The following is a 24,930-nucleotide window of genomic DNA, read 5'->3' as shown; positions in this document are numbered from 1 at the left end:
TGTGGGAGCGGGTTCACCCGCGAAGAGAACGACGCGGTGCATGGCACCGGCCTTGCCGGTGTTCGCGGGTGAACCCGCTCCCACAAGGGTCGCCTGCGAGGCCTGTTTCAGCAGCGACAAAATCCGTCCCGGCCACGCCTTTTTGCCTTTCCACCCCACTCCCCCGCAGGTTCCCGTCTATCTTCACTTAAGGAAACCTGACTGACCGGGTAGATGTGTTCAACATTTGGGAAGGACGACCTGCCAATGCAAAGCATTGTTCTCCTGATGTGGCTTGCCTTGTGCTCCGAACAGGACGTGCGTCAACGCCAGATATCCAACATGCTCACCCTTGGCGTGGCTACCTGCGCCCTGGTCTGGCTGTTCGCCACCGGCCACAGCTGGATCGGCGCCGATGCCAGCGATGCCGGCTGGGCGCTGGCCATCGTCATGTTACTGACCCTGCCCGGCTACATGCTTGGACGTTTCGGTGCCGATGACGTCAAGCTGATGGGCGCACTGGCCTTGGCCACCAGCCCGCAATACGTGCTTGGTACCTTTATTGGCGCCGGTGTCAGTGTGCTGCTGTGGCTGCTCACCCGCCGGCGTCTGTGGACCTTGCTCAACCCAAAGGTGAAAAAACGTTTGCAGGCCCTGACCGAGGAAATGGGCGACAAGCAGGCCTTTGTCCCCTATGTGCTGACCGGCTTTCTTTTGACAGCTGTCTGGATCCAATGAATTTGCCTGTGGTCCGATGCCTTGTACATACCTTGTACATATTCGCGTGGTGCGGCTATTTTTAAGCTGCCAGAGCGTCTGGCCCCGGGAGCAGGGCCGTATACGAACAGGGAGTGGATCGTGACCAGACCAGTGAGTGAATTGAAGATTCTAGTGGTAGATGACCAACCGGTCATTGTCGAACAGCTGTGTGAATTCCTCGAAACCAAGGGCTATGTCTGCGTACCAGCCCATTCAACTGACGAAGCCATCGAGCGCTATGCGGCAGACCCGGCCATCGGCCTGCTCATCTGTGACCTGCATATGCCGGAACGAGATGGCATCGAACTGGTGCGAGCCTTGAAAGGGGTCGACCGCAGCCAGCGCATGTTCGAAGCCATCATGTTGACTGGGCGTGCCGAGAAACAGGACGTGATCCGCGCGTTACGCGAAGGCTTTGCCGACTACTACCAGAAACCGATGGACCTCGATGAACTGCTGGAAGGCGTACGTCGGCAGGAAGAGGCGTTGCTGGAGCGCCAGCGCAACTTCCGCGACCTTGGCGGATTGAATCAGCGCCTGCAGGAACTGGCCGAGTCGATTGACGAGCTCTACCAGGATCTGGAAAGAGCCCGGGGCCAAGGTACTCACCGGCGTGCCACAGATGTGGAAGAAAGCGAAAGCGAGCTGCCAGCGGCGTTCGAGAAGCTGTCGCCACGCCAGCTGGAAGTGGCGCGCCTGGTGAGCAAGGGCAAGACCAACTACCAGATCGCCTGTGAGCTGGGCATTACCGAGAACACCGTGAAACTGTATGTGTCGCAGGTGCTGCGCCTGACCCACATGCACAACCGCACCCAGCTGGCACTGGCGCTGACGCCCAGCTCTTCGCCGATGCATCAGCGATTTACCACCCATTGAGTGCCTTGCAGCCAATCACGACACCTGTGGGAGCGGGCGCGCCCGCGAACACCGGCACAGCCGGTGCCGTGCACCGCGTTGGACTCTTCGCGGGCATGCCCGCGCCCACAGCGCCCCCTTACAACTGAACGCCAACAGTCAGAGTCAGCCGAGGCCTACGGTCCAGGCTATCCAATGCCACATCCGCCAGAGGCTTGGCCACCTCCAGCGCCACATTGAACAAGCGCCCATCGCCCAACCGCACACCAAGCGCCGCCGAGGCCAGATGGGCGTCCTCCACCGGCCCGCGGTTGTGCCAGGCCTGCGCCGTATCCAACACCACATAGGGCTGCACCAGCGCCAGCCAGCTATCACGAACGCTGTAGTTCAACTCGTAAGCCACACCCCAGCCCTTGTCCCCGTCCGCCTGGTCACGCGGGTAGCCACGGCCGAAGTTCTGCCCGCCAAACCCCGCACGCTCGCTGTCGGGCAAGCGGTCATCACTCCAGTACAACGCCCCGGACACCACTCCCTGCCAGCTATCGAGCAACGCATCACTCTGCAACCCTGAAAGCCGCAACCGCAGAAAATCCAGATCGTAGCCGGCGTCACTGCGCGCCCCCAGGTAATCCAGCCCCTGATAGACCCCGACACTGGCGATACGCAAACGCCCCGCTTCCACCTTGCGCCAGTCGCCCTCGAATGACAGCGCACGCACATAGGTGTCGTAGTCCCGGGCCAATGGCAACCCATCCACCCGGTCTTCGAAGTGCTCACTGACCGAATACACCTGCCCCTGCACCACCATCCATTCATCCGGCCTGACGATCACCGGCTGGCGCAGGCCGATCGCATAGCGGTCGCTGTCGCGCTTGCGGGTGATGTCGCGGCCATCGTCCAGACGAATACGCGTGCCGGGTTCGCTGCGGTAGCGCGAAGCCGACAGCAGCAACTGGCTGCCGCCCGCGTCCAGATACTGGCTGTAGGCCAGACGCTGGTAATGCACCTGGTCATCCCCCGGTGGCAGCAACAGGCTGGCCTCGATCTGTTCGGCAAAGCGGGTCTGGGCGTGGCTGGTTGCCGTCAACAGCGCCTGCGCGTCGTCGCGGTTGCCATCGACCACGGTAACCGCAGCGCTGAACGGCTTGCGCCGCGCATGCACGGTCAACCGAGCGGCGCCATCAGCGGTTTGCGCCACGGCCAGCTGCGGCTCTATCGTCACCCCCGGCAGGCGCTCGGCCAGGCCCAGGTAGCGCTCCAGCGTTTCCCGGGTGAGCGGGCGCTCGGCGGCAAGCCGCTCCAGCAACTGGTGCAGATAGGTGCTGGCCGGGCCAATATCGCCATCCACGCGGTAATCACGGATATAGCCTTCGACCAGCACCACATTGACCCGGCCATCGGCCACCTCCTGCGGCGGCAGGTAGGCGTACGACAACAGGTAGCCTTCCTGCCGATAGCGCTGGGTCAGGCGCGCGGTGTATTGCTGCAGTTCGCCCAACGTGGTCTGACGCCCGATCAGCGGCTGATAGTGTTCGCGCAGGTCGCTCAAGGGGAACACCGTGCCACCTTCGAAGCGCACTTTATGCAGCACCAACGGGGTATTCGCAGGCGCCCACGCGGGGCTGTCGCCATCCGCCACGCCCAGCTGCAGGTGAGCGCTGACCGGGCGGTAGGCATCTATCGGCAGGTTGGCGCCGGGCAGGCGACGTTCGTACTCATGGCTGTCGAGAAAACCCGGCAAAGGTTCGGCATGGGCCGCAAGCGCCCAAGGCAGCAACAACAGGGGCACGGCCAGAGGACGCATAGGGCGCTCCATGTTCCCTTGGGTTGCGGGGCGCCAGCCGGTCACACCCGTTACCTGCAAGCGTAGGTGCTGCCTCGGTCCTCGTCGAACGGCTACTCGCTGACCTGGAACGCCACGCGCGCCGTCTCGCCGCTTTCATCCAGCGCGCTGATTTCAGCCTGGCCTACCTGCTGGAAACGCACCAGCAGGCTGTCCTGGCCTTGGGTTTCGCCCAATGGCTGGCCGTTGAGGAACCACCAGCGCCGCCCGCCACCGCCCAGCGCCGACACATGCAGTTGCAACGGTTCGCTGCTGGTGGCCGGGCGGCGCAGGTTGTCGCCCGCGCGCACGCCCACGATCGACAGCGGTGGCGCGCTGGCCGGCAGCTGCGGCGGGCAGGCCGGGTCGATGGCCGGCAGGCGCGCCGCACGCCGCTCGACGCGTGGCAGCCAAGGCTCCAGCGGGGCCGGCCAGAGGGCGATGTCGCGGGCCTTGGCGCCCGGGCAACTGCCATCGACGCGCAGCCCCTGGTCGTTGACCCACACGCTTTCGCGCAGGCCCAGGCCGAGTGGCTGGTCGGCGGCCTGCAGGGTTGGCGGCGTGGTGCCATCCAGAGTCCAGGCGAAACGCTGACGCCGGCAGTTGGGATCCTGCTTGTTCATCGGCTGGCCCAGCGGCCAACAGATTGCGGCCACGCCGACATTCGCCGGCACCCGCTCCACCGGCACGCTGATGCCACGCTGGCTGTCACGGTTGCTCAACAGGTCGTGCACCTGCAGCATCAGCGGCGCTGCCGAAGCCAGCCCGAATTGCCCGGGGACCGGCGTGCCGTCGGGGCGGCCGATCCATACGCCGATCAGGTAGCGCGGGCCCACACCAATCGACCAGGCATCGCGAAAGCCATAGCTGGTGCCGGTTTTCCAGGCCAGTTGCGGGCGCTGCACCAGTTCGGCATGCGGGTCGCGGTCGGGACGTGCCTGGCCGCTGAGGATGCGCCGGATGATCCACGCCGCCCCCGGTGACAGCAGGCGCCGTTCCAGTAACGGGTCCTGCGGTTGCAGGCGCACTCGCGCACTGTTGCCACCCCGCGCCAGCGCAGCGTAGCCACCCACCAGGTCCTCCAGGCGACTGCCCGCGCCCCCCAGGATCAACGACAGGTTGGGCTCGGCCAGGGGCGGCAGTATCAACGGCATGCCCGCCATGCGCAGTTGCGCGGCAAAGCGTTTCGGGCCGTAGGCCTCCAGCAGCTGCACCGCCGGCAGGTTGAGCGACAGCGCCAGCGCCGAACTGGCCGATACCGGCCCGCTGAAGCCCATGGAGAAGTTACCGGGGCGGTAGTCGCCATAGCGTCGCGGCACATCCTGCAGCAGCGACTCGGAATGGATCAGGCCGTCATCCAGCGCCATGCCGTAGAGGAACGGCTTGAGCGTGGAGCCGGGCGAGCGCAACGAACGCACCATGTCGACATGCCCGAAGCGGCGCTCGTCGGCCAGGTCGATCGAGCCCAGGTAGGCACGCACCGCCATGGTTTGCGCCTCGACCACCAGGATGGCGGCGGAGGTGCGCTCCGGCAGCCGTGCGCGCCAGCCCAGCAGCAGGTCTTCGAGGCGCCGCTGCAGCGCGGCGTCGAGCGTGGTGCGGATCAGCGGCGGGCTGTCGCTGCTGTTCAGGCGCCGGGCCAGCAGCGGCGCCAGGGCCGGTTCCTGACGTGGCGCCAGCAGCAGCGGTTCTTCGGCTGCCTCACGGATTTGCTGTGCCGGCCACACCTGGTATTCGGCCAGGCGTTGCAGCACCTTGTCCCGGGCGCGCTGGGCACGTTCGGGGTGGCGGTCCGGACGCAGGCGGCTGGGCGCCTGGGGCAGTACGGCCAGCAGCGCCGCTTCGGCCGGGGTCAGGTGCATGGGCGACTTGCCCAGGTAGGCCCAGCTGGCGGCTGCCACGCCCTGCAGGGTGCCGCCGAAGGGCGCGCGGTCCAGGTAGATCTGCAGGATTTCGCGCTTGGAAAAATGCCACTCCAGCTGCGCCGTGCGCCACAGCTGGCGCAGTTTGCCGGCCAGGGTGCGCTCATGCGGGTCGAGCAGGCGCGCGACCTGCATCGACAGCGTGCTGCCGCCCGACACCACACGCCCGCCGTGCAGGTTCAGCCAGGCAGCGCGGGCCAGGGCCAGCGGGTTGACCCCGGGGTGGCTGTAGAACCAGCGGTCCTCGTAGGTCAGCAGTGCCTGCAGATACAGCGGCGAAACCTCGTCGGGGCTGACCGGGTAGCGCCAAACGCCATCGGCATCGGCAAAGCGCCACAACGGCGTGCCGTCCTCGGCCAGCACCACCCGGGCCAGGTCGTCGCCGGGCATGGGCAGCGGCCAGAGGCGGTCGGCCAGCCACAACAAGCCGAACAACACGAGCATGCCGATCATAGTGGCACGCAACAGCCTGCCCGCACGGGTACGCGGCCGCGTTAAGCTTGGCATCGGGAACCGACCTGGCCAGGTGATGGCCAAAGGCTTGGGAACGGCAACCTCGCCGATTCGTTCATCAGGAAGCAACTATGCATGTAGAAGGTTTTTTCGAGTGGCTGGGCCAGGCGCTGGGGTCGTTGATCCGCTTCATCGTCGACGCATTGAGCGGGCTGTTCAACCTGCTGGCCAGTGCCGGTGGCAATTTCATCGATGGCCTGGCGCGCACGTTGGGCATGGAAACCTCGCTGCTCAGCATCCTCGCCCTGATCATCGGGCTGGTGCTGCTGTACTCGGCAATCCGCGCGTTCATGCGTGCCTCGATCATCCTCGGGATCATCTGGCTGCTGCTGGGGTTGTGGGTGATGAGCTGGGTAATACACTGACATTGAACTGCCCGGCGCGGACCTGTGGGAGCGGCCTTGTGTCGCGAAAGGGCTGCGCAGCAGCCCCGGGATTTCAGCTGCGCAGCCTGAATTGCCGGGGCCGCTGCGCGGCCCTTTCGCGACACAAGGCCGCTCCCACATAGCCCGCGCCTGACAGGCGCTTAGCGGGCTCTTACGGTCATCTCCCCTTGCCCATCCCCCACGGCCTGCAGGTTCGGCCGGTACATCGATTCGACTTGCGGCGGCGGCACGCGGTAGGTGCCCGGGGTCACCGCCCGCGCCAGGTACAGCAGGTGGGTGGTGCCGTAGCTGTCCAGCTTGAGCGCGGCGACGTAACGGTCATCGCGGTACTCCTGGTGCACCACACTGGCGTTCTGCATCGACTCGCGCCATTCCTTCACCGCACTGCTGGCGTTGTCCAGGCTGGCGGCACTCTGCGCCAGGTTCTGGTTTTCCAGCTCCAGACCTGCCGGTAGCAAATCCACCACCAGCGCATCCGGCACCCGGTCTTCAGCCTTGAGCGCCAGGTGCACCAGCACCAGGTCGCCACTGCGCAGGTTGTGCAGGTCCAGCGGCTGGCCATTCATGCCCAGGTACTCACGGCGGATCTGCATGCCGTTGCCACCGGCCGCAGGCGCCTGGCGAGGGTAACCCGACAGGGTCAGTTGCTGGTACAGCGTCTCGCTGCCCTGGTTCTGCACACTCAGCGGCGAGGCCAGCAACGGGCCTTCGAGCTTCATGCCGGACTCGGCATTGTTGAACTCGCGCACTTCGCCCGCGCTGTCCAGGCGCGCCTGCCACTGGCCTTCCGGCTTGCCCAACAGGCCACGGCCGGCCAGGAACAGCGCATTGCGCTCCTGGGTCGACAGCCAGCGATTGGCCGCCAGCTCATCCGCCAGGGCGAACAGACGCTGGTCGACCTGGCGGCTGGCCAGGTTGCTTTCCTGCAGCAGCGCCAGGATCAGTGCCTGGTCGCGCAGGGCGCTGCCATAGTCGGCCATCCAGCCTTTACCGCGGCTGATGCCCAGGCCCGCCTGCAGGGCCTGCTCGGCACGCGGCTTGTCGCCCATCTTGTCCAGCGCCACCGCCAGTTGTACCAGCGGCAGGCCAGAGCGGGCGTCGGCGCGGCGTTCGAACAGGCCACGCAGGGCACCCAGCGGCGCCTGCTGGCTGCGCGACAGTACCAACGCCGCGTAGGCCTGCACGGCGAAGCGGGTGTGTTCGGCGTTCTCGCTGTAGTCGACCTCGATCAGGTTGCGCTCCTGCAGGTAGCGCAGCAGGCGTTCGCTGGCCTTCTTCAGCGCTTCGGCCGGCACACCATAGCCTTGGTCACGAGCACGCAGCAGGAAGTCGGTAACATAAGCGGTCAGCCAGTACTCTTCTTCGCTGTCCGAGCTCCACAGGCCGAAGCTGCCGTTGTAGCGCTGCATGCCCAGCAGGTGCTCGATGCCCATCTCGATCTTGCGCTTGCGTACATCGGCCGGCTCGCCCTTGATGCCCAGGCGCTTGAGGCTGTCGGCATCGGCGTACAGCGACGGGTAGAGGCCGCTGGTGGTCTGTTCCAGGCAACCGTAGGGGTAGGCTTCGAGGGCACGGATCTGCTCGGCCAGGTTCAGCGGTGGCCGGCTCGACAAGGCCAGGCTGGCTTCCAGGCCAGCGGGTTCAAAGGCGGCCAGGTCTGCTTCAGGCAGGGTCCAAGGCTGGTCCTTCAAGGCCACGCGGTAATGCTTGAGCATCGCCGGGTAGGCCGGGCGCACGCCCAGCGTCCACTCACGCTCGAACGCGCCGGTCGGCTCGTTCGGCAGCTGCAGACCAGTGACCCGCACATGCACCTTGCCCTGCCCCAGGCCACCCTGGGCCTGTACCGGGATCATCAGCGTCGAGCGCTGACCTTCAGCCAGGGCAACGTTCTGCACGGCGTTGGCCGCCAGGCTCAGCTGCCCTTCGGTGCTGATTTCAACGTTCAGCTGCTGGGCACGGCCCGACAGGTTGGCCAGGTCCAGCGCCAGGCTGGTGCGGTCGCCACCGGCCAGGAAGCGCGGCGCCGAGAGCTCGGCAATCAACGGCGCAGCGACCACGGTCTTGCCTTCGGCCATGCCGAAGTGTTCCTCGGTCCAGGCCTGGGCCATCAGCCGCAGTTCGCCATTGAAGTCGGGGATATCGACCGTGGCCTGGCCCTCGCCCTTGTCGTCCAGGGTCACCGGCAGGCTTTGCTGGGCGACGATGGTCACCGTGGTATTGGGGCGCTTGCCACCCTTGGCCATCGCCGCGTCACCGCCGAACGCCAGGCTGGCCAGGCGGCCCTGGCCGGCTTCGATCAACTGGCCGTAGATATCCAGCTGGTCAGCACCGTAGGCCTTGCGCCCGAACAGGCTGGCGAACGGATCGGGGGTCTTGAAGTCGGTAATGTTGAGGATGCCCACGTCCACCGCCGACAACAACACATGCACCTGCTTGGGCACGCTGCCATCGGCATTTGCAGCCTTGACCTTCACCGTCAGCGGCTGTTTCGGGCGCATTTTCTCCGGCGCCTGCAGGCTCACCGCCAGCTTGCGCTCGGCGCGGTCCAGCGGCAGGTGCAGCACGCCCACCGCACGTTTCGGCGTGGCGTTGGCCTTGCGCTCGCCGGGGCGGATCACCAGCGCGCTGATGTACAGGTCGTGGCGCGCCCACTGCTTGTCCAGCTGCACGTCGAACGTCTTGCCCTCGGCGGGCACGTCGATCTCCTGCCACCACAGCGGGCCATCGCTGGACTCGATCATCAGGTAGCCACTGCCGGCTGCGGGCGGGGTGACGGTGACCTTGGCGGTAGCGCCGTCGGCGTAGGCCGGTTTGTCCAGCGCCAGCTTGACCTGGTCCGGCCGCACCGCACCGCCTTCGGCGTTGTCCTGGGCGCGGTAGCCGGCCCAGAAGCGCGCGCTGGACACCAGGCCAGTCTGTGGGTCTTCCACCTCGACACGGTACGGGCCCCATTCCACCTGGAAGCTCAGCTTGGCGGTGGAGCCGGCCTTGACGCTGACAGTCTCCTCGCTCTGGGTGAGGAACTTCTCGTTGTAGGCGTAGCTCCAGCCATCGCTCTGCGAGTAGTTCCAGTAGTAGTCGCGACGTTCGCGTACCAGGCGCACCTTGAGGTCGTTGGCCGCCAGCTTGTTGCCATCGCGGTCGGCCACCAGGAACTCGAACTCCACCGGCCCGTCACTGTCGGTTTCCTCACCGTCGAACAGGCCGCGCAGGCCTGGCAGGCGCTCGGCCGGCCAGATGGGTTGTTCCAGGCGCCGGGTGATCGGCCGGCCACCGGACTCCTGCAGGCTGGCCTGTACGGTCAGTTGCAGCGGCGAGCGGGCTTCGGCCCAGCGGCTTTCGATATCGACCACGGCCTTGCCGGCCTGGTCCAGGGTGACTTCGTCCAGCTCCAGGTCCTGGTTCAGCTCGGTTTCGGTGACCGAGCCGAACTGATAGCCCGGCAGCGCCGGCACCGCCTCGCGCAGCGGGCGAACATAGGCCTGGCCGCTCAGGCGGTTGCCGGCAGCCGGGGCGCCGTAGAGGTAACGGCCATTGACCTGGATGCGCGCATCCTGATCCGGAGCCAACGGTTTGCTGCTGCCCTTGAGTTCCAGCGCCAGGCGCTCGGGCAGGAAGTCTTCGACGAGGAATTCATACACCTGCTTGCGCCCGCCGCCCAGGTCGAGCAGCAGTTGCCAGCGGCCGGTCGGGGCCTCGCTGGCCAGCTGCAGCTGGTACTGGTACAGGCCGTTGCTGTCGGCTTCCCAGACGAACTTGCGGCTGACCTGCTCATCCGGGCGGCGCACTTCCACGCTCACCGGCTGAGCCTTGACCGGCTTGCCGTCCTGGTCGCGCAGCAGGCCGTTGAGCAACACCGTTTCGCCTGGGCGATACAGGTCACGCGGGCCGAAGATGAAGAACTGCAGCGGGTTGGCCTGCGGGCCGGTGATGTCGAACTCGGCCAGGTCCAGTGCCGCGCTGCTCAGGCGCAGCAAGGTGGTGTGCACACCCTGGGTGGCGATCAGGGTGTCGGCCTTGGGCGTGATCGGCAGCTGGGCGTGGCCATCGCTATCGGTGCTGGCCTGGGCCAGCAGCTTGCCCTTGTCGTCATGGATTTCCAGGTTGACGCCGTTCATCGCCTTGCCGCCCTCCAGGGCCTGGGCGAACACATCCAGGCGGTCGCGGTAGCGATGCGCGGACACACCGATGTCGCTGAGGGTGAACAGGGTCGCTGGCTGCGAGTAATCATAGGTGCCCGAGGCACGCATCACTGCCAGGTACACGCCTGGCTCCTGCAGCGGCTTGATGCCGGCGATTGGCAGCAGCACGGTTTCGCGGGTATTGCGTGCGGGGTTGAGATCGAAGCGGCCGCTGTAGACCAGCTCGGCCATCTCCAGGGTTTCCTTGGACTGGTAGTAGTACAGGCTGCTGTTGCGCCCCCAGTTGACCAGGAAGGTCGAGAGCATGTCCGGCTTCACGCGGAAGAACTCGACATCGACCTTGTCGACGTTGAGGGCAATCACCGGCAGGCCCTCGGCCAGGCGCGTGGGCAACAGCGATCCACGGCTGGCGAAGCCGATGGTCGGCTGCATGTCGCGGGTTTCCAGGCGGCTGACCGACTCGCTGTCCAGCTGCTTGCCGTTGACTGCCTGCAGGCCCTTGTCGACGGTCAGTACCAGCTTGCGCTGCGGCTCCAGATGGCGCAGGCGCAGCTCCATCTGGTTGTCGGAGAGTTCCCAGGCGCCGTCGAGCTTGCCTTTGACCGTGTCGACCAGGTGCACTTTGCTGGCGAAGTCCTGCTTGGCATCCAGCGGTGCGGAGAAGCTGATCGACAGCGTTGCAGCGCCATCGAGCTGCACTTCGGAAACATCCAGCACGGTGAGCTCGCGGCCCTCGTAGCGCTTGGCGAGTACGGCCGGGTCTTCGCGCTCGGGCGCCGGGGTGGCGGCGGGCGCAGTGGCCGCCGGCTTTTCGGCTGGCGCCGGTTTGTCAGGCGTCGAAGAGTCACAGGCACTGAGCAAAGCCAGCGCGCAGGCCAGCAACAATCCTTTGTTGAACATGGAGTAGAACTCTTTGGCAGCATGTACGTTGAGGGCAGCAACTATAGCGCAACTATGGTCGCGCGAATTGGCTACATGGCCGGTACACTGCTGGCAATTTATAAAAGCGGGGGCGCTTCGCACCCCTTTCGCGACGCAAGGCCGCTCCCACAGGTACTGCACAGGCTTCCGGTTTGGGCGCCCCCCTGTGGGAGCGGCCTTGCGTCGCGAAAGGGCTGCGAAGCGCCCCCAGGATTTCCCAGGACACCCGATGACCTCACTGACCACCGACTGGCAGCACCGCCCCACCCACCACAAGGTCTGGGCCCTGGCCGCGCCGATGATCCTGTCCAACATCTCCGTGCCGCTGGTAGCCCTGGTCGACAGCACCGTCATCGGCCACCTCCCCCACGCCCACCAGCTTGGCGCCGTGGCCGTGGGGGCCACGCTGTTCACCTTCATGGTCGGCCTGATGGGTTTCCTGCGCATGGGTTCCACCGGCTTCGCCGCCCAGGCCGCCGGCCGTGGCGATGGTGCTGCGTTGCGCCAGGTGCTGGTGCAAGGGCTGCTGCTGGCGGTCGGTTTCGCCCTGCTGATCGGCCTGCTGGCCCTGCCCTTCAGCCAGTTGGCGCTGCACGCGATGCAACCCAGCACGGCCCTGCAGCAAGCCACCGAAGACTTCTTCCACACCCGCCTGCTCGGCCTGCCTGCGGCACTGGCCAGCTACGCGCTGGTCGGCTGGTTCCTCGGCACGCAGAACGCCAGGGCGCCACTGGCCATCCTGCTGACCACCAACCTGCTGAACATCGCCTTGAACCTGTGGTTCGTGCTTGGCCTGAACTGGGGCGTGCTGGGTTCGGCGCGGGCGTCGGTGATTGCCGAATGGAGCGCCGCCCTGCTCGGCCTGGCCCTTACCCGCCCGGCCTTGCGCGCCTACCCGGGGCAGATCGTGTGGGCGGCGCTCAAGCGCCGGCAGGCCTGGCGGCCGCTGCTGGCGGTGAACCGCGACATCTTCCTGCGCAGCCTGGCGCTGCAACTGGTGTTCCTGCTGATCACCGTGCAGGGCGCACGCCTGGGCGAAGCCACCGTGGCGGCCAATGCCCTGCTGCTCAACGGCCTGCTGCTGACCGCTTATGCGCTTGACGGGTTGGCACATGCGGTGGAGGCCCTGTGCGGCCATGCCATTGGCGCCCGCGACCGCGACACATTGCGCCGCTCGCTGGTGGTGGCCTGTGGCTGGTCGCTGATCACCAGCCTGGGGTTTGCCGGCTTGTTCCTGCTGGGAGGGCACCTGTTCATCGATTTGCAGACCGACATCGAGAGTGTGCGGGCAGCGGCTTATCCGTACCTGCCGTACCTGGCATTGCTGCCGTTGATTGCGGTGTGGAGTTACTTGCTGGATGGGCTGTTCATTGGTGCGACCCGGGCGCGGGAGATGCGCAATGCGATGTTGCTGTCGGTGCTGATTGCGCTGCCCCTTGGGGTGGTCATGAGCGGATTTGGCAACCATGGGTTGTGGTTGGCCTTTCTCGGATTCATGGCGTTACGGGCGGTGACGTTGGGGTGGGTGGGGTGGCGGTTGCAGGAGAAAGGTGAGTGGATTCAGTAATGCCGCGGCCGCTTTGCGGCCCATCGCGACGCAAGGCCGCTCCCACATTGATCGGCGGACGCAGGACTTTGTGGGAGCGGCCTTGTGTCGCGAAATGAGGGCGAAGCCCTCACCTGCTGACTCACAGCCACACACAATCCCAATGTGGATACTCGCCAGCCCGCTTTACCAGGCCAGCCCGAATCGGGTTTGCAATGATGTAGCGGGCGACGGCCCTCACATCCTCCTCGCGGCGCAAAGCCCGGTCATGAAAGCTGGTCTGCCAGATATGCCGCCTGTCGGCCCCTACCTTGTACAGCGCACAACTGCTTCTGGACTTGAACTCGCACATCAGCCTACTCAGGCTCGACGGCCCAAGCTCAACAAGCCAGTGAAGATGATCCGGCATCAAGACCCACGCCAGAGATCGACACGCCTTGCACTCTTCGCTGAGCCGTAATTGCTGGATAACTGTTCTGGCGAACAAAAAGTCTTTGAACAACGGTGTTCGGTTGCGAGTGGTTGTGGTGAGCAGGTAGAGACGCCCTGGTTCGGACACTCGGCCACTACGTAAACGATGGGAGCCGGGACTTTCCATGTCATCCTCCTTTGAACATTGCATTCAAAGGTAGCGGCGCTGATGTGACAGGCGAGGACTGGACCATTACCAGGTATGACGCGGTGAGGGCTTCGCCCTCATATCGCGACGCAAGGCCGCTCCCACAAAAAAGGCAGGAGCGGCCTGGCGGTTACGACGACAGGTACGAAGACCGGGTCAACCCCAGGCGCAAGGCATCCAGATACTGGGTCCGCTCACGCGCAGTGATCTTGGCGCTGGCCACCTTGTCACGGTAGTGGGTCATCAACTCCTCCGGCGACAGGTGCACGTAGCGCAGCATGTCTTCGATGGTGTCGTGGGTCTCGATACCGGCGTGGTACACGCTACCGTCGGCGTTCTGGTAGATGTTCACCGAATCGGTGTCACCGAACAGGTTGTGCATGTCACCGAGGATTTCCTGGTAGGCACCGACCAGGAACACACCCAGCAGGTAGTCCTCGCCCTCCTTCACCGCATGCACCGGCATGCTGGTCTCGATGCTCTGCTCGTCGACGTACTGGTTGATCTTGCCGTCGGAGTCGCAGGTCAGGTCCTGCAGCACGGCACGACGCATCGGCTCTTCGTCCAGGCGGTGCAACGGAATGATCGGCAGTACCTGGCCGATGGCCCAGGTATCCGGCAGGCTCTGGAACACCGAGAAGTTGCAGATGTACTTGTCGGCCAGCTTGTCGTTCAGCTCGTCCAGCACCTGACGGTGCGAGCGCTGGCGGGCTTTCAGCGAGTTGTGCAGGCGGCGGCACACGGCGAAGTAGCACTGTTCGGCCAGGGCCTTCTCGGCCAGGCTGATCTTGCCATCGGCATACTGCGCAGCCACGTCACCCAGGTAGTGGGTAGCGCGCCAGTAGGTCTCGGTGACCATCTCGATGTCGGTCGGGCCGAGCAGGTCGACCAGCCACTGCACGGTCTCGGGCAGGGCTTCCTTGTTCTCGATGGTCGGCACGTCGTCGTTGTGCTTCTCGACGTCGGTCACCTGGATCACCAGCATGGCGTGGTGCGCGGTCAGCGAACGGCCACTCTCGGAGAAAATGTGCGGGTGCGGCAGGCCCTGCGCGTCGCAGAACTCCTTGAGCATGCCCACCACCACGCCGGCGTAGTCGTCCATGTCGTAGTTGATCGAGCTGGCATTGCGCGAGTGGGTACCGTCGTAGTCCACACCCAGGCCACCGCCAACGTCGATGTGGTCGACCGGCAGGCCCAGCGCACGCAGCTCACCGTAGTAACGGATGGCTTCCTTGAAGCCGTGCTGGTAGTCGGCCAGGTTGGCGATCTGCGAGCCCATGTGGAAGTGCAGCAGGCGGATACCCTGGTCCAGGCCGGCATCGCGGAAGCGCTGCACCACCGAGATCAGCTGGGCGGCGGACAAGCCGAACTTGGACTTTTCGCCACCGGTGTCGGCCCACTTGCTCGAGGCCAGCGACGACAGGCGCACGCGCAGGCCGACCTGCGGCTTGACCTTGAGCTCGGCAGCCTCGTCGATCACCAGGGCCACTTCCGACTCTTTCTCGATGACGATGAACACATTGTGGCCGAGCTTCTGGCCCATCAGCGCCAGGCGGATGAACTCGCGGTCCTTGTAGCCGTTGCAGACGATGGTGCCGCCTTTCGGCGCCAGCGCCAGCACTGCCAGCAGCTCAGGCTTGGAGCCGGCTTCCAGGCCAATGGAGACGTTCTGCGTGGCGATGATGTTCTCCACCACCGCTTCCTGCTGGTTGACCTTGATCGGGTACAGCGCGGTGTACTTGCTCTGGTATTCCAGGCGCGCGATGTTGGCGTCGAAGGCGCCGGTCAGTTGGCGCACGCGGTCCTGCAGAATGTCGGGGAAGCGCACCAGCAATGGCAGCGACAGGCCGCTCTGGCGCAGTTCGTCGACCTGTTCGAACAGGTCGATCGGTGCGCTTTTCGGGCCGTTGGGGCGTACTTCGACGCGCCCGGCTTCATTGATGGCGAAATAACCAGCGCCCCAATGGCGGATGCCATAAACACTGCGGCTGTCGGCCACGGTCCATTGGCTACCATCGTCTTTGCGTGTGCGTCGTACGGACATTCAAGTCCCCTATAGATAAGTCGAAGACACTGCCCCGCAAGGAGGCGGGCGCAGTGTAAAAGCCAAAAATGACGATTCGTCCGTGCCCTGGGATAGACCCTGGTCACGGCAACGAGTTTAGAAAGCACTGGGCAAAAAATCGCGTGGCCGCATCAGCCGCCGGACTTTTTCGCCTTGAAACCCTGCTTGGTCAGCTCACCGATCAGCAGCTCGACATGGTCGCCCTGGATTTCGATGACCCCATCCTTCAGGGCGCCACCGGTACCGCAGCGGCGCTTGAGGGTAGAGGCCAGCTCCTTGAGCTGGTCGAGCGGCAGCGGCACGCCGGTGACGGTGGTCACGGTCTTGCCGCCGCGCCCTTTGCTTTCGCGGCGCACACGGGCAATGCCATCGCCTTCGGGGATGATTTGCTGCTTGCAGGTACAGGCATCCACCGGCTGGCCACAGTCGGGGCAGTGCCGACCAGCGTCGGTGGAGTAAACGAGACCGCCAAGGGCGGCGAAGGAAGAAGCTTTCTTGGCCACTTTTGTTCCTCTGTGCTGAGGACAAAAACTGGTCGGCCCCAGGGGGTTGAGCCCGACCGCGAAGCCCCACTCTGGCAGGGGCGGCGCTACCACCGCAAGACCTGCGGCAGCCCGAAAAGGGCGCGCAGTTTAACGATAAATCCGGCCGTTGCTAAGTACTGGATTGCGGCATTTTGCGAATGTTTTGCGACCCCTTCGCGGGTAAACCCGCTCCCACAGGTACTGCGCAGGTTTCACGGCCTGTGAAATCCCTGTGGGAGCGGGTTTACCCGCGAAGGGGCCGGCATGGCCCACGCATCTATTTGAGGCTTGCTTTATAGCGCTGCAACGCCGCCAACGAGTCCGGGCAATACGGCTTCGTCAGGCTCTCCTCTTCAGCCTGTTCCAGGCCAATGAAGCGCGCCTCGATCACCTCTTCCGGCTGCAGCCGCAACGGCGCATCCGAAACCGCCGAATACACCGCACACCACAAGCGGTTATCCGGCTGGTCGAAGTAGAACCGCTCATGAAAGCGCAGCTCCACACCGTCGATCCCCAGCTCCTCGGCCAGCTCCCGCGCCGCCGAATCGGCATACGCCTCCCCGGCCGTCACCATGCCGCCTGCCGCCACATCCCAGTACCCCGGGTACAGCGCCTTGCTCAGGGTGCGCCGGTGCACGCACAGCTCACCGGCGCTGTTGAACAGCAAAATGAACGTGCAACGCCCGATCAGGCCGCGCTCGCGCAGTTCGGCGCGAGGCAAGGCCCCCAGCACCTGGTCGGCTTCGTCCACCCAGGTGACCAGCTCACGGTCGGAAGCCGCCCGGTGGGCGGCCTCGTTTGGGCTGATAGCCATCATCAACCCTGCGACAGCAGCTGACGCAGGTCGATGACCGCGGCGTTGGCCCGGGAAATGTAGTTGGCCATGACCAGCGAGTGGTTGGCCCACATGCCGAAGCCGCTGCCGTTGAGCACCATCGGGCTCCACAGCGCTTCTTGCGAGGCTTCCAGCTCACGGATGATCTGGCGCACGCTGACCGTGGCGTTCTTCTTCGCCAGCACGTCGGCAAAGTCCACCTCGATGGCGCGCAGCAGATGCGACAGTGCCCAGGCCTGGCCACGGGCTTCGTAGAACACGTTGTCGATCTGCAGCCACGGGGTTTCCACCAACTCCTCGTCCACCTGCGGCGCCTGGCCGGCGACCACCGACTCGGTCTTCAGCGTGGTGTTGAGCTTGACCCGGCCAACGCTGGCCGACAGCCGCTGCGACAGCGAGCCCAGGCGGGTGGCCACGTCACCCAGCCAGTTGTTCAGGTTGTCGGCACGGGTGTAGAAGATCGCGCCCTTGTCGCCGGCAGCCAGACGGGTCTGGTAGCGGGTCAGCGACTTGATGCCCTCTTCGAACTCCGACTCGCTCGACGGCAAGATCCAGCTCTTGTTGTCGAAGTTGAAACGCGGCTCGGCCTTGGCCAGGTCGGCGTCTTCGGTGGACTGCGACTGCGAACGGGCGAAGTCCTTGCGCAGGGCACGGGACAGGTCGCGCACCTGGACCAGCACGCCATATTCCCAACTCGGCATGTTGTCCATCCACAGCCCCGGCGGGAAGCGGTCGTTGGAAATGTAGCCACCCGGCTTGTTCAGCAAGGTGCCGGCCACGGTCTTGAGGGTTTCGATAGTGGTGTAACCCACCACCATCTGCTGGCCAGTGCGCTCGGCGGCGGCCTGGGCGTTCTGCTGCACCGGGAACAGGTCCGGCTCCTGGCTCCAGTACCAGCCCAGGCCGATACACACCAGCAGGTACAACCCGATCAGGGTCCCCAGGGCACGGCTCCAGAGGCCGCCAAGGTAGCTACGGGCGGCGGCGCCACGGCCGTCGACACGCTCGCGGGGCTCGGCTTTGGCCTCGCGGTTTTTCCAGTCCAGCATGGCTTTGTCCTTATCAGTCACGACGGTTCAGGGGCTTGGACCACAGGCCTGCGCCAGGGTGCCACGGCAAGCCCGCATGGCAGCACTATAAAGCAGACACCGCCTTACGCATAAGCGACCAATCAGTCAGCAACTGAATATTCGTTCTACCCGCTTTGTTGATGCAGGGCACTCACGCATCCGGCAAGAGCTGCTAGCATAGAGCCATCATTGCCCCTGCACATCCCAACCTAAAGTAGCCAGGACATGAGCCAAGCAGTCGAGCCGAGCCCGCAGTGCCCCGCCCAACAGCAGACGCGTAGCGGCCTGCGCAAGGACGACCCGCTCGATCAGGTGCTGCTGCCGCCCCTGCGCAAGCCGGTGTACATCCTGCTGCAGGACCACGAACGTGCCCAGCGCCTGGCCCAGCAACTGGAGTTCTTTGGCCTGGTGGTGCAGGCGCTGGCCAGCCCTGCGGCGTTTCACGCCTCGATCGACGAATACCCGCCTTCGGCCATCATCATGGATGTCGACTTCAGCGGCACCGGCCAAGGCCTGCTGCTGGCTGCCCAGGTGCAGCAGGGGCTGGCCCGACACATCCCGCTGCTGTTCTTCAGCCACCACGAAACCGACACCCCGACCCGCCTGGCCGCCGTGCGCGCCGGTGGCCAGGACTTCCTCACCGGCACCCTGGAAGCCTCCAGCCTGCTGGAAAAGGTCGAACTGCTGACCAATGCCGCCCAGCACGACCCGTTGCGCGTGCTGATCATCGACGACTCGCGCACCCAGGCCCTGTACACCGAACGTGTGCTGGCCAGCGCCGGCATGATCACCCGCAGCCTGACCGACCCGATCCGCACCATGGCCGAGCTGGCCGAGTTCCAGCCCGACCTGATCATCCTCGACCTGTACATGCCGGCCTGCACCGGCCCTGAGCTGGCCAAGGTGATCCGCCACAGCGACCGTTATGTGAGTGTGCCGATCATCTACCTGTCTGCCGAGGACGACCTGGACAAGCAGCTGGATGCCATGAGCGAAGGCGGTGATGACTTCCTGACCAAACCGTTTCGCTCACGCCACCTGATCACCACCGTGCGCAACCGCGCCGCCCGTGCCCGGCACCTGAAGGCGCGCATGGTGCGCGACAGCCTGACCGGGTTGTACAACCACACCCACATCCTGCAACTGCTGGAAGACTGCAGCTTCCGCGCCCGTCGTGAGCAGCAGCCGTTGAGCTTTGCCATGCTCGACATCGACCACTTCAAGAAGATCAACGACCGCCACGGCCACCCCATGGGCGACCGGGTGATCAAGAGCCTGGCGCTGTTTCTCAAGCAGCGCTTGCGCAAGACCGATTTCATTGGCCGTTATGGTGGCGAAGAGTTCGCCGTTGTCATGCCCAATACCGCGCTGGACGCGGCGCACAAGGTGCTGGACGAGATCCGCCGGCGCTTTGCCGAGATTCTCTACCCGGCGCAGCCTCGGGACTTGCAGTGCACCTTCAGTGCAGGCGTGGTGCAGCTGGATGAGGGGCTGGATGCGCTGACCATGGCCAGTGCGGCGGACGAGGCGCTGTACCGGGCCAAGCATGCGGGGCGTAATTGCGTGGTGCGTGTAGAGCCCTGAGTTCTTCATCGCCTGTACCGGCCTCTTCGCGGGCTTGCCCGCTCCCACAGGGATTGCGCCTGCATTCAGGTCTGGTAGATATCCTGTGGGAGCGGGCAAGCCCGCGAAGAGGCCAGTACAGGCAATGCAAATACAGGCACTGTGCCACTTTTTTATGACGCCAACCGCCTGTCGTCATCACCCCGTCACAAAATCGCAATAACTTCAGCCACCGACCTCTCCCCCTCCCCGCAGGAAGCTCGCGGCTATGCGCCTGAAGTGGCTGACCAATTTCAACACCCTGTTGCTGGTAACCGTGTGTATTGCCCTGGGCGCCACCTTGTGGTGGTCGCAGCGTGCCCTGGAGCGCCCCTACCAGTTGATGGAGCGCTACCTGGGCCTGTCCCAGCAGTTCCAGAACCAGGCGGCCCGCAACATCCAGGCCTACCTGGGCAGCGGCGATGCCCTGCGCCATGCCGCAGCCATGGAGGCCAACCAGAAACTGCAGGCCGCGCTGGCCGAGTGGCCTGGCGCACTGGCCGACAAACTGCGCCCCAGCCTGGACAGCCTGCAGGCCTTTACCGCCGAGGAGCTGCTGGCCGCCGGCAAGCTGGCTGGCGACCCGCAAGCCCTGCTGCTGCAGGCCGAGCGGGAACTGGGAGCCAACTTCGAACAACTGGCCGGCTACGCCCGTGACAGCGGCAGCGCCGACGCCAACCGCTACCTGGTGCCATTGCTCGACGCCACCGTGCACCTCGGCCGCCTGTCGCTGGCCCGGGACAAGCTGGTCAGCAGCGGCCGCCCGGAACTGGCCGACGAAGTGGAGCGCGAGCTGCAACTGATCCGCGCCCAGGCCCAGGCGATCGACGCCTTGCCCTTGCTGGGCGTAACCCGTACCGCCGAATCCGGTGCCGACGACTTCGCCGCGATGATGGGCCTGGAAACCCAGGCCAGCGCCCAGCAGGAAGACATTGCCGTTGGCCTCAAACGCGAACTGCAGAGCCTGCTCAGCCGCTACCCGGCCGAACTGCAGCGCACCCGCGAACAGATCGAGCGCCGCGTCGCCCTGGCCGCCAGCACCAGCCAGCGCCTGGAGGCCGTACAGCAGGCCATCGCGGCGCTGGAGCCCGAGGTACGCGGCCAGCACGCGAAAATTGCCGCCGAAGTGCGCATCATCCAGGGCCTGATGATCGGCCTGATCCTGCTTATCGCCCTGCTGATCGACACCTTGCAACGGCGCCTGGCGCGCACCCTGACCGGCCTGGCCCCGGCCCTGTCACGCTGGGCCGAGGGCGACTTCGCCGAGGCCATCGCCCTGGGCAAGACCAACCGCGAATTGCGCGACATCCAGGAATCGCTCAACCGCCTGCGCCAGTACCTGGTGGAGCTGGTCGGCACCATCCGCCACAACGCCGAGCAGGTGGCTGGCAGCAGCCACGCCCTGGCCGGCATGAGCGCCGCCCTGCATGACGGCGCCGAGCGCCAGGCCGGCGACACCGGGCAGATCCGCGATGCCCTGGGCGAACTGGAAGCGACCATCCAGCAAGTGGCCGGCGACGCCAGCGCCGCCGCCGACGCCAGCCGCGATGCCGGGCGTGCAGTGGAGCAAGGCCAGGCGGTGATTGGCCAGAGCCTGTCGGGCTTGCGTGAGCTGGTCGATGAAGTGCAGGGCAACGCCCGCATGATCGAACAACTGGCGGAAGAGTCGGCCACCATCGGCGGCGTGCTGACAGTGATCCGCTCGATTGCCGAGCAGACCAACCTGCTGGCGCTGAATGCCGCGATCGAAGCGGCCCGGGCCGGTGAGATGGGCCGTGGATTTGCCGTGGTGGCCGATGAGGTGCGTTCGCTGGCGCAGCGCACCACCGGGGCTACCGGCGAGATTCAGGCCTTGATCGACCGCTTGCAGCAGGCAGCCAGAAGTTCGGTGGCCGGGATGCGCGCGCAGCTCGAACATGCCGAGGCCACGGCCAACCAGGCCCAGGCGGCGGATGGGGCGCTGGACGAGATTGTCTGTGCCATTCGCACCATTTCGGACACTGCGGTGCGGATTGCCGATGTCACGGCGCAGCAGAGCGGTGCCGTGAGCGAGATTCGCGACCACAGCGAGCGGATACATGAGTTGGGTGAGGACAACCTGCAGCGCATTGGCGAGGGGCGTGAGCAAGGCGAGCAGTTGCTGAGTTTGGGGGGCGAACTGAACCGGGCGGTGCGGGCCTTCAGAGTCTAGGTTGGCCTGTACTGGCCTCTTCGCGGGTAAACCCGCTCCCACAGGGATAGCCTATGCGCTCGAGGTGGGAGCGGGTTTACCCGCGAAGAGGCCGGCACAGGCAGCACATGAGCCAGCGGCCATGTGTCGCCCCTTCCGCCAGCATGGCCCCAACCTGCACCAACTCCGCTATCATGCCCAGCACGTTCCACCTCGCGAGTCCGCCATGCGCCGCCTGTTTTTCCTGCTGTTCCTGCTGCTGGCCAGCCCTGCCTTCGCCACAGGCCTGCTCGACAACCGCCCCAGTGCCACCCTCGGCGCCGCGTCACTGGCCAACAACGCCGACTTCCTGCCGGTACACGAGGCCTTCAAGCTCAACCTGGTGCAGGCCGATGCGCAAACCATCAAGCTGCGCTTCGTCGCCACCGATGGCTACTACCTCTACCGCCACCGCTTCCAGTTCCGCACCGAACCGGCCGACATTGCCCTAGGCACACCGAACATCCCCAAGGGCGAGGCCAAGCACGATGAATTCTTCGGCGATGTCGAGGTGTACCACGGCGTGCTCGATATCGAGCTGCCGCGCAACGATCCGCGTGCCTTCACCCTGCTGGTGGGCTACCAGGGCTGCGCCGACAAAGGCCTGTGCTACCCACCGGAAACCGCACGCCTGAGCATCGATGGCGAAGGCGGCGCAGGCACCCCGGCCACCGCTGAACACGCCTGGACCTGGAAGTCGCTGCTGCTGTTCTTCCTCGCCGGGGTCGGCCTGACCTTCACCCCCTGCGTGCTGCCGATGCTGCCGATCCTCTCCGGCGTGGTGCTGCGAGGCCAGGCCGGTGGCCTGCGCGGGCTGGCGCTGTCGCTGGCCTACGTGCTGCCGATGGCGGCCAGCTTCGCGGTACTCGGTGCCCTCATGGGGCTGTTCGGCGCCGGCCTGAACCTGCAGGCACGCCTGCAGTCGGCCTGGGTGCTGGTGCCTTTCGCGCTGTTCTTCGTGGTGTTTGCCCTGGCCATGTTCGGCCTGTTCGAGCTGAAACTGCCGCAGGCCTTGAGCAACCGTCTGAACAATGTCGCCAGCCACACCCGGGGCGGCTCGCTGCTGGGCGCGGCAATACTCGGCGTGCTCTCCAGCCTGCTGGTTTCGCCATGTGTGTCGGCGCCCCTGGCCGGTGCGTTGCTGTACATCAGCGCCAGCGGCGATGCCCTGGGTGGCGCACTCAAGCTGTTCGCCCTGGGCCTGGGCATGGGCGCCCCCTTGCTGCTGGTGGCCACCGGTGGCGCGGCCTGGCTGCCGAAAAGCGGCCCTTGGCTGAACACGGTGAAAAACGCCATCGGCGTCCTGCTGCTGGGCCTGGCCATCGGCTTGCTCAGCCGTGTGTTGCCGGGCCCGATGACCTTGCTGCTGGTCGGGTTCCTCGCCGCTGGCGTGGCACTGTTCCTCGGCGCCCTCGAGTTCGTCGTCAAGACCGCACGCCAGCGCCTGGCCCAACTGCTTGGCCTGGCCTTGCTGGTGTACGCCCTGGCCTGCTGGTACGGCGCCCTCAGCGGCCAGGGCGACCCGCTGCGCCCGCTACCGCCGGCAACCCTTGTGGCCACCGGCAACAGCCCGGCGGTGCAGGCGGATAGCTGGCAGACCATCACTACCCCCGCCGCACTGGACGCCGCACTGGCCCAGGCCAAGGCGGCCGGCCAGCCGGTACTGCTGGACTGGTACGCCGACTGGTGCATCAGCTGCAAGGTGATCGAGCGCGAGGTGTTGACCGCGCCGCAGGTGCAAGCACAGCTGGCCGGCTTCAAACTGCTGCGTTTCGACATCACCGAAAGCAATGCCGACCAACGCAGCCTGCTCGACCGCTACCAGCTGTTCGGCCCTCCTGCCCTGTTGTTCTTTGCCGCGAACGGTAGCGAAATAACCGCTGATCGGGTCATTGGCGAGATAAATGCCGGTGAATTTGCGCAAATTCTGACACGCGTACGCGACAAAGTCGGTCTATAACTTCCCCCGAGCTGTGAAAAATCCTGAAATCAGTGACCAAACCTAATCATTTGGTCACATACTTCGCGCGAACCTCGGACATCGTGCTGGCTATTGCCGGGAACTGGACACTTGCCGTCGCTTTACGGCACACTCGCCGCGCTGTGTCGAATTGCCCTACAAATCCAAGGAATCCGCAGATGGCAACGCTACTGGTGCTTCACGGCCCCAACCTCAACCTGCTCGGTACCCGCGAGCCTGGCCACTACGGCGCCGTGACCCTGGCCCAGATCAACCAGGACCTGGAGCAACGTGCCCGCGCCGCAGGCCACCATCTGCAGTACCTGCAGAGCAATGCTGAATACGAACTGATCGACCGCATTCACGCCGCACGCAACGAGGGTGTGGACTTCATCCTGATCAATCCGGCTGCTTTCACCCACACAAGCGTCGCATTACGTGACGCATTGCTTGCGGTGAGCATCCCATTCATCGAAGTGCACCTGTCCAACGTGCACAAACGCGAACCGTTCCGCCACCACTCCTACTTTTCCGATGTTGCCGTAGGGGTGATCTGCGGCCTGGGCGCCAGCGGTTATCGCCTGGCCCTGGAGTCCGCGCTGGAACAACTGGCTGCCAACGCACAGCCCAAATGATGAAAACCCTGGCCTCAGTGGGCCAGGGTTCGAGAGAAACGTTTCAGATACGTTTTTTTGTATTTCGCCCCCTGACCGAACCTTTGGGAGTTGATGATTAATGGATATCCGTAAAGTCAAGAAACTGATCGAGCTGCTGGAAGAGTCTGGCATCGACGAACTGGAGATCAAGGAAGGCGAAGAGTCGGTCCGTATCAGCCGTCACAGCAAGACCCCAGCTGCCCAGCAGTACTTCGCACCGGCTCCGGTAGCCGCTGCCCCTGTTGCTGCCCCGGTCGCCGCCGCTGCCGCTCCGGCCGCTGAAGCCGCTGCCGCCGCCCCGGCCCTGAAAGGCACCGTGATCCGCTCGCCGATGGTAGGTACCTTCTACCGCAAGCCTTCGCCGACCTCGCCGAACTTCGCTGAAGTTGGCCAGACCGTGAAGAAAGGCGACACCCTGTGCATCGTTGAAGCCATGAAGATGATGAACCACATCGAAGCCGATGTTGGCGGTGTCATCGACGCCATCCTGGTAGAAGACGGCCAGCCGGTTGAATTCGACCAGCCGCTGTTCACCATCGTTTGAA

The 24,930-nt window shown here is 65.1% G+C and carries 17 protein-coding genes; 9 read left to right on the top strand and 8 right to left on the bottom strand.

Features of this window, described 5'->3' with window-relative positions:
- Positions 1-246 precede the first annotated feature (246 nt).
- Both MKK04_RS02830 and MKK04_RS02825 read left to right on the top strand, forming a co-directional pair.
- Positions 247-717 carry an A24 family peptidase gene (locus MKK04_RS02830; RefSeq protein WP_063911110.1) on the top strand — a complete coding sequence of 157 codons (471 nt, stop codon included), beginning with the start codon at positions 247-249 and terminating at the stop codon, positions 715-717.
- Between the two features lie 120 nt (positions 718-837).
- Positions 838-1,614 (top strand): response regulator transcription factor, encoded by a 777-nt coding sequence (locus MKK04_RS02825; protein WP_233694893.1) that lies wholly within the window; start codon positions 838-840, stop codon positions 1,612-1,614.
- Positions 1,615-1,732: 118 nt separating this feature from the next.
- On the opposite strand, the gene MKK04_RS02820 is transcribed toward MKK04_RS02825, so the two are convergent.
- Together MKK04_RS02820 and pbpC are read right to left on the bottom strand one after the other, a co-directional pair.
- Positions 1,733-3,397 (bottom strand): ShlB/FhaC/HecB family hemolysin secretion/activation protein, encoded by a 1,665-nt coding sequence (locus tag MKK04_RS02820; RefSeq protein WP_233694892.1) that lies wholly within the window; start codon positions 3,395-3,397, stop codon positions 1,733-1,735.
- A gap of 92 nt (positions 3,398-3,489) precedes the next feature.
- Positions 3,490-5,844 carry a peptidoglycan glycosyltransferase PbpC gene (gene pbpC, locus MKK04_RS02815; protein WP_241106209.1) on the bottom strand — a complete coding sequence of 785 codons (2,355 nt, stop codon included), beginning with the start codon at positions 5,842-5,844 and terminating at the stop codon, positions 3,490-3,492.
- A gap of 77 nt (positions 5,845-5,921) precedes the next feature.
- On the opposite strand from pbpC, the gene MKK04_RS02810 reads away from it, so the two are divergent.
- A complete protein-coding gene (locus tag MKK04_RS02810) occupies positions 5,922-6,215 on the top strand; it encodes a hypothetical protein (RefSeq protein ID WP_025337571.1) in 294 nt (97 codons plus the stop codon).
- A gap of 161 nt (positions 6,216-6,376) precedes the next feature.
- Here MKK04_RS02810 and MKK04_RS02805 read toward each other — a convergent pair whose 3' ends face one another.
- Entirely contained in the window at positions 6,377-11,278 is a 4,902-nt protein-coding gene (locus MKK04_RS02805; protein WP_207832830.1) for an alpha-2-macroglobulin family protein, read from the bottom strand.
- A 250-nt stretch (positions 11,279-11,528) separates the two neighbouring features.
- Between MKK04_RS02805 and MKK04_RS02800 the strand changes: the two genes are divergently transcribed.
- Positions 11,529-12,866: an MATE family efflux transporter gene (locus tag MKK04_RS02800; RefSeq protein ID WP_241106208.1), complete on the top strand. Its 1,338-nt coding sequence runs from the start codon at positions 11,529-11,531 to the stop codon at positions 12,864-12,866.
- 121 nt (positions 12,867-12,987) lie between these two features.
- On the opposite strand, the gene MKK04_RS02795 is transcribed toward MKK04_RS02800, so the two are convergent.
- The 5 genes from MKK04_RS02795 to MKK04_RS02775 all read right to left on the bottom strand — a co-directional run bounded on the left by MKK04_RS02795 (position 12,988) and on the right by MKK04_RS02775 (position 17,937).
- Positions 12,988-13,443: an REP-associated tyrosine transposase gene (locus MKK04_RS02795; RefSeq protein WP_063911105.1), complete on the bottom strand. Its 456-nt coding sequence runs from the start codon at positions 13,441-13,443 to the stop codon at positions 12,988-12,990.
- A gap of 151 nt (positions 13,444-13,594) precedes the next feature.
- Positions 13,595-15,508, bottom strand: a complete 1,914-nt coding sequence (speA, locus tag MKK04_RS02790) for an arginine decarboxylase (RefSeq protein WP_207832825.1) — start codon at positions 15,506-15,508, stop codon at positions 13,595-13,597.
- 152 nt (positions 15,509-15,660) lie between these two features.
- Complete coding sequence (locus tag MKK04_RS02785) at positions 15,661-16,032, bottom strand: translation initiation factor Sui1 (protein ID WP_063911103.1); 372 nt, start codon at positions 16,030-16,032, stop codon at positions 15,661-15,663.
- A gap of 298 nt (positions 16,033-16,330) precedes the next feature.
- Entirely contained in the window at positions 16,331-16,867 is a 537-nt protein-coding gene (locus MKK04_RS02780) for an NUDIX hydrolase (protein ID WP_207832823.1), read from the bottom strand.
- A gap of 2 nt (positions 16,868-16,869) precedes the next feature.
- Positions 16,870-17,937: a DUF2333 family protein gene (locus MKK04_RS02775; protein WP_207832821.1), complete on the bottom strand. Its 1,068-nt coding sequence runs from the start codon at positions 17,935-17,937 to the stop codon at positions 16,870-16,872.
- 246 nt (positions 17,938-18,183) lie between these two features.
- On the opposite strand from MKK04_RS02775, the gene MKK04_RS02770 reads away from it, so the two are divergent.
- The 5 genes from MKK04_RS02770 (at position 18,184) to accB (ending at position 24,929) form a co-directional block, all read left to right on the top strand.
- Positions 18,184-19,542 carry a diguanylate cyclase gene (locus MKK04_RS02770; RefSeq protein WP_207832819.1) on the top strand — a complete coding sequence of 453 codons (1,359 nt, stop codon included), beginning with the start codon at positions 18,184-18,186 and terminating at the stop codon, positions 19,540-19,542.
- A 247-nt stretch (positions 19,543-19,789) separates the two neighbouring features.
- A complete protein-coding gene (locus MKK04_RS02765) occupies positions 19,790-21,751 on the top strand; it encodes a methyl-accepting chemotaxis protein (protein ID WP_233688293.1) in 1,962 nt (653 codons plus the stop codon).
- A gap of 205 nt (positions 21,752-21,956) precedes the next feature.
- Entirely contained in the window at positions 21,957-23,729 is a 1,773-nt protein-coding gene (locus tag MKK04_RS02760; protein ID WP_241106207.1) for a protein-disulfide reductase DsbD, read from the top strand.
- 179 nt (positions 23,730-23,908) lie between these two features.
- Entirely contained in the window at positions 23,909-24,364 is a 456-nt protein-coding gene (gene aroQ / locus MKK04_RS02755; protein WP_003255330.1) for a type II 3-dehydroquinate dehydratase, read from the top strand.
- Positions 24,365-24,464: 100 nt separating this feature from the next.
- Positions 24,465-24,929, top strand: a complete 465-nt coding sequence (gene accB / locus MKK04_RS02750; protein WP_207832813.1) for an acetyl-CoA carboxylase biotin carboxyl carrier protein — start codon at positions 24,465-24,467, stop codon at positions 24,927-24,929.
- Position 24,930 lies beyond the last annotated feature (1 nt).

It is taken from the genome of Pseudomonas sp. LS.1a (genome assembly GCF_022533585.1).
Classification (GTDB): Bacteria; Pseudomonadota; Gammaproteobacteria; order Pseudomonadales; family Pseudomonadaceae; genus Aquipseudomonas.
This window is presented reverse-complemented; position numbering and strand designations above follow the sequence as displayed.